The following is a 4,882-nucleotide window of genomic DNA, read 5'->3' on the forward strand; positions in this document are numbered from 1 at the left end:
ACGCCTGGCACGGCACCTCGCTGCGTTGTCGGGATCGTCCGAGTACAACCCGGTACGAGGACGACCCTCCGCCTTGCGATGCACCGCACCAGACGCCGCGGGCTGATCCGCGAAGATCCGCCGGACAGGGCCTAGCGGTGTGGCGGCGGTCAGACCGGCACCGCGACGTACTTGTACTCCAGGAACTCGTCGATGCCGACGCGGCCGCCCTCGCGTCCGAGCCCGGACTGTTTGACGCCGCCGAAGGGGGCCGCGGGGTTGGAGACCAGTCCGGTGTTGAGGCCGACCATGCCGACCTCGAGCCGTTCGCTCACCCGCAGCGAGCGGTTGAGGTCCTGGGTGAACACATAGCCCACCAGGCCCCATTCGGTGTCGTTGGCGGTGGCGAGGGCCTCGTCCTCGTCGTCGAAGGTGAGCACGGCCGCGACCGGCCCGAAGATCTCGGTCTCCATCAGCCGGCTGGCCGGGGAGACGCCGGTGAGCACCGTGGGCGGGTAGAAGCAGCCGGGGCCCTCGGGGGTGCTGCCGCCGACCAGGACCTCGGCGCCGCGTGCCACGGCGTCCGCGACCAGCTCCTCGACCTTGGTACGCCCCGCCCGGTCGATGAGCGGCCCGACCTGGACACCGGGGCGGCTGCCGGGGCCGACCTCCAGCGCGCCCATGCGGCGGGCCAGCCGGTCGGCGAACTCGGCCGCCACGGAGGAGTGGACGAAGAAGCGGTTGGCCGCCGTGCACGCCTCGCCCATGTTGCGCATCTTGGCGGTCATGGCGCCCTCGACCGCGACGTCGAGGTCGGCGTCCTCGAAGACGATGAAGGGGGCGTTGCCGCCGAGTTCCATGGAGGTGCGGACCACCGCGGACGCGCTCTGGGCGAGCAGGGTGCGGCCGACCTGGGTGGAGCCGGTGAAGGAGAGCTTGCGGATGTGTCCGCCGGTGAGCAGCGGCTCCACGACCTCTCCCGCGCGGGAGGTGGTGACCACGTTGAGCACCCCGGCCGGAAGCCCCGCCTCTTCCAGGATCCCGGCGAGCGCCAGGCTGGACAGCGGGGTCTGCGGGGCGGGCTTGAGCACCATGGTGCAGCCCGCGGCGATCGCCGGGCCGATCTTGCGGGTGCCCATGGCCAGCGGGAAGTTCCACGGCGTGATGAGCAGACAGGGGCCGACCGGGCGGCGCATCAGCAGCATGCGGTTCTTGCCGTCCGGCAGCGTGGAGAACCCGCCCTCGACGCGCACGGCCTCCTCGGAGAACCAGCGGAAGAACTCCGCGGCGTAGGCCGCCTCTCCGCGCGCCTCGGCCAGCGGCTTGCCCATCTCGGCCGTCATCAGCGCGGCGAGCGCGTCGGCCCGCTCCATGATCAGCTCATAGGCGCGGCGCAGGATCTCGCTGCGCGCGCGGGGCGCGGTGGCCGCCCACTTCTCCTGGGCCTCCTCGGCCGCGGCCAGGGCGCGCTGCCCGTCGGCGGGGGCGGCGTCGGCGACGTCGCACAGCACCTCACCGGTGGCCGGGTCGTCGACCGGCATGGTCTGGCCGCCCGCCGCGTCGGACCACGACCCGGCGATGTAGAGCTGCTTGGGCACCGCGGCGAGGACCTCGGCGGCCGAAGGGTACGAGGGGGTGGACATAGGGGCAATCTCCTATCGGACCGCCGCCGGTCCGAGGGGTTCGGACCGGCGGGCGGATCGGGCTCCCGTGGGTGATGTGCGGTGCGCGTCAGGAGTCCGCTGTTCCGGCGCTGACGGCGGCGGACCAGGCGCGCAGACCCTCGTCGATCGCCGCTTCGTCGACGACGAGGGCGGGGATCATCCGGACCACATGGTTCCAGGCGCCGCACAGGAGCAGCAACAGCCCTTCGTCCACGGCGGCGCGCTGCACCCGGGCCGCGGTCGCCGGGTCCGGCTCGCCGTCGGCGGTGACGAACTCGCTGGCCAGCATGAGGCCGAGGCCGCGCACATCGCCGATGGCGGGGGTCTTGGCGGCCACGTCCTCCAGACCCCTGCGCAGCCGCGCCCCCATGGCCTCGGCGTTGGCCACGAGGTTCTCCTCGCGGACCACGTCGAGGGTGGCGACGGCCGCCGCGCAGGCCACGGCGTTGGCGCCGTAGGTGCCACCCTGCGAGCCGGGCCAGGCCTTGCTCATCAGTTCCTCGGAGGCGGCGATGCCGGACAGCGGGAAGCCGCTGGCCAGCCCCTTGGCGGTGACCAGGATGTCGGGGCGGATGCCGAAGTGGTCATGGCCCCAGAACCGTCCGGTGCGGCCCACCCCGGTCTGCACCTCGTCCAGGATCAGCAGGAAGCCATGGCGGTCGGCCCGCTCCCGCAGGCCCTGCAGGAACCCCTCGGTGGCGGGCACATAGCCGCCCTCGCCGAGCACCGGTTCGACGATGATCGCGGCGGTGTCGTCGGGCGGGGAGATGGTCTGCAGGACGTAGTCCAGCTCCCGCAGGGCGAACCGGGTCGCGGTCTCCTCGTCCCAGCCGTAGCGGTAGGCCGTGGGGAACGGGGTCACCACGACGCCGCTCATCAGGGGCGAGAAACCGGACCGGAAGCGGGTTCCGGAGGTGGTCATGGAGGCGGCGGCCACGGTGCGGCCGTGGAATCCGCCGTGGCAGACCAGGACGTTGGGCCGGCCGGTGGCCTGGCGGGCCAGACGCAGGGCCGACTCCACGGCCTCGCTGCCGGAGTTGCTGAAGAACAGACTGTCGAGGCCCGCGGGGAGCACCTCGCCCAGCTTCTCGACCAGCCGCCGCAGCGGCGGGTGCATCACGGTCGTGTACTGGCCGTGGATGAGGGTGCCCACCTGCTCCTGGGCGGCGGCGACGACCCGCGGATGGCAGTGCCCGGTGCTGGTGACGCCGATGCCCGCGGTGAAGTCGAGGTATCGCCGACCGTCCTCGCCGTCGACGTAGGCGCCCTCTCCGCGGACGGCGACCACCGGAGTGGCTTGACGGAGCTGCGGCGACAGATTGGTCATGTTCTCTCCCACACCCACGGGTCGACGATGCGCTCGGACACTTCGAGGGTGAGGGGGCGGACCCGGTCAGGACAATGATCACTGTGTCGCGGGGTGGTGATCGCTATGGACGATCTGTCAACGACCCCGGGGACGGTCCCTGTCAAGAGGCCGGCCGGGATCGTGGTTGCGTTCGGCGTGCGGGCTTGCCAGAGTGAGCTGCATGAACGGCTCCGGCGGCACCGCGTACGACGCTGCCGGACGGCCGCTGACCCGGCCCGCCGAGCCCCCGCGGATCCCGGGGCGCCCGCCGCTCAGCCTCGCCGAGGTGCTGCGGCTTCCGGTGCTGGCCGCCGGGGCGCCGGAGGTGGTCTCCGGCCATGGGCAGCTGGCCCGGCCGGTCCGCTGGGTCCACATCACCGAGCTGCTGGACCCGGCGTCCTTCCTCAAGGGCGGGGAGCTGGTGCTGACCACCGGGATGCCGCTGCCCGAGGATCCGGCGCTGGTCCGCCGGTATGTCGACGAGCTCGCGGACGTCGGCGCCGCCGGGCTGGTCATCGAGCTGGTGCGGCGCTACCACCGGCCGCCCTCGGAGCTGGTTCGGGCGTGTCTGGCGCGGGACTTCCCGCTCGTCCTGCTCTCGCGGACGGTGAACTTCGTGGAGGTCACCCAGGTGCTCCACTCCCTGATCGTCGGCAGTCAGGTGGAGAGCCTGCGCCGGGCCCAGGACGTCCATGACACCTTCACCGCGCTGACCCTGCGCGGCGCCGGGCCGGAGGAGGTGGTGGACATGGCGGCCGAGATGAGCGGGCACCCCGTGGTGCTGGAGAACCTGGTGCACCAGGCCGTCATCTGCGGTTCACCGGGGCGCGGGGTGGAGGGGGCGCTGACCGGCTGGGAGCGGCGTTCGCGCGCCACGCCCTCACCCGACCGGACCGGGCTGAGCGGTCCGGAGGACTGGCTGGTGACCGCGGTGGAGTACCGGGGCGAGCGATGGGGGCGGCTGCTGATGCTCCCGGACGGGGCCCGGGACCCGGCGGTCGGCCCCGAGGACGCGATGGTCCTGGAGCGCACCGCCACGGCCCTGACCATCGCCCGGCTCACCCATCACACCCGCTGGGAGCGGCGGGCCCAGCGCACGCTGCTGCTTGACCTGGTGGAGCAGCGCTGCCGCTCCAGGGGCGAGGCCCGGGCCAGGGCCGAGGCGCTGGGCGTGCCGGTCGCGGGCCGCCGGCTGATGGTGGTGCTGGTCAGCCCCGGGCCCGGCGCCGGGGAGACGACCGAGCTGGAGGACCGGCTGACGGACGAGCTGGGGGCGGCCGGGGCCGCCGTACTGGTCGGCGCGGTGCCCGGTGACCACATAGGGGTGCTGCTGGCCCTCACCGCCGCCACGCCCTGGCGGCCGCTGGTGGAGCGGCTGAGCCGGTCGGTGCGGGAGTTCCGGCCGGACGCCGTGATCAGCGTCGGCTCGGAGGTGTCGGACCTGTCGCAGACCGCCCGGTCGTTCCAGCAGGCGGCGCGGGTCGCGGACGCCGCCGTTCCGGGGACGCCGGACAAGGCGTTCCACGAGCTGTCCGACATCGGGCTGCGGCAGTTGCTGTACGCGCTGCGCGGCGATGTGCGGCTCCAGGAGTTCGTGGAGCGGCAGTTGGGGCGGCTGGTGGACTACGACGAGCGGCACGGCACCGATCTGCTGCCGGTGCTGCACACCTTCCTGGACGCGGCGGGCAACAAGACGGTGGCCGCCAAGCGCGCGAATCTGTCCCGGCAGGCGTTCTACCAGCGGCTGCACTCGGTGGAGCGGGTGCTGGGCTGCGATCTGGAGTCGGGTGAGCAGCGCACCCAGCTCCATGTGGCGCTCACCGCCTTCCGTCTGCTGCGGCTGTCCCGGGGCCCGGCCCCGTCCTGAGACGGCGACGCGCCACGGCCGGCC

3 protein-coding genes are annotated in these 4,882 nt (G+C 73.2%); 1 reads left to right on the plus strand and 2 read right to left on the minus strand.

Going from position 1 to position 4,882, the window contains the following annotated elements; genetic code table 11:
* Positions 1 to 149: 149 nt before the first annotated feature.
* Together ACFXB5_RS52665 and ACFXB5_RS52670 are read right to left on the minus strand one after the other, a co-directional pair.
* The gene (locus tag ACFXB5_RS52665) at positions 150 to 1,622 is read right to left on the minus strand and encodes an NAD-dependent succinate-semialdehyde dehydrogenase (protein WP_385223020.1); all 1,473 of its coding nucleotides are present in this window, start codon (positions 1,620 to 1,622) and stop codon (positions 150 to 152) included.
* 88 nt (positions 1,623 to 1,710) lie between these two features.
* A complete protein-coding gene (locus tag ACFXB5_RS52670; RefSeq protein WP_385223022.1) occupies positions 1,711 to 2,970 on the minus strand; it encodes an aspartate aminotransferase family protein in 1,260 nt (419 codons plus the stop codon).
* 202 nt (positions 2,971 to 3,172) lie between these two features.
* On the opposite strand from ACFXB5_RS52670, the gene ACFXB5_RS52675 reads away from it, so the two are divergent.
* Positions 3,173 to 4,858 (plus strand): PucR family transcriptional regulator, encoded by a 1,686-nt coding sequence (locus ACFXB5_RS52675; RefSeq protein ID WP_385223025.1) that lies wholly within the window; start codon positions 3,173 to 3,175, stop codon positions 4,856 to 4,858.
* Positions 4,859 to 4,882: the final 24 nt, after the last annotated feature.

This window comes from Streptomyces sp. NPDC059455 (assembly GCF_042750115.1).
Taxonomy (GTDB): Bacteria; Actinomycetota; Actinomycetes; order Streptomycetales; family Streptomycetaceae; genus Streptomyces; species Streptomyces endocoffeicus.

Bases quoted from the DNA above. Each gene is read 5' to 3' on its own strand.
- ACFXB5_RS52665 (WP_385223020.1), bottom strand. From the start codon at position 1,622: ATGTCCACCCCCTCGTACCCTTCGGCCGCCGAGGTCCTCGCCGCGGTG.
- ACFXB5_RS52670 (WP_385223022.1), bottom strand. From the start codon at position 2,970: ATGACCAATCTGTCGCCGCAGCTCCGTCAAGCCACTCCGGTGGTCGCC.
- ACFXB5_RS52675 (WP_385223025.1), top strand. From the start codon at position 3,173: ATGAACGGCTCCGGCGGCACCGCGTACGACGCTGCCGGACGGCCGCTG.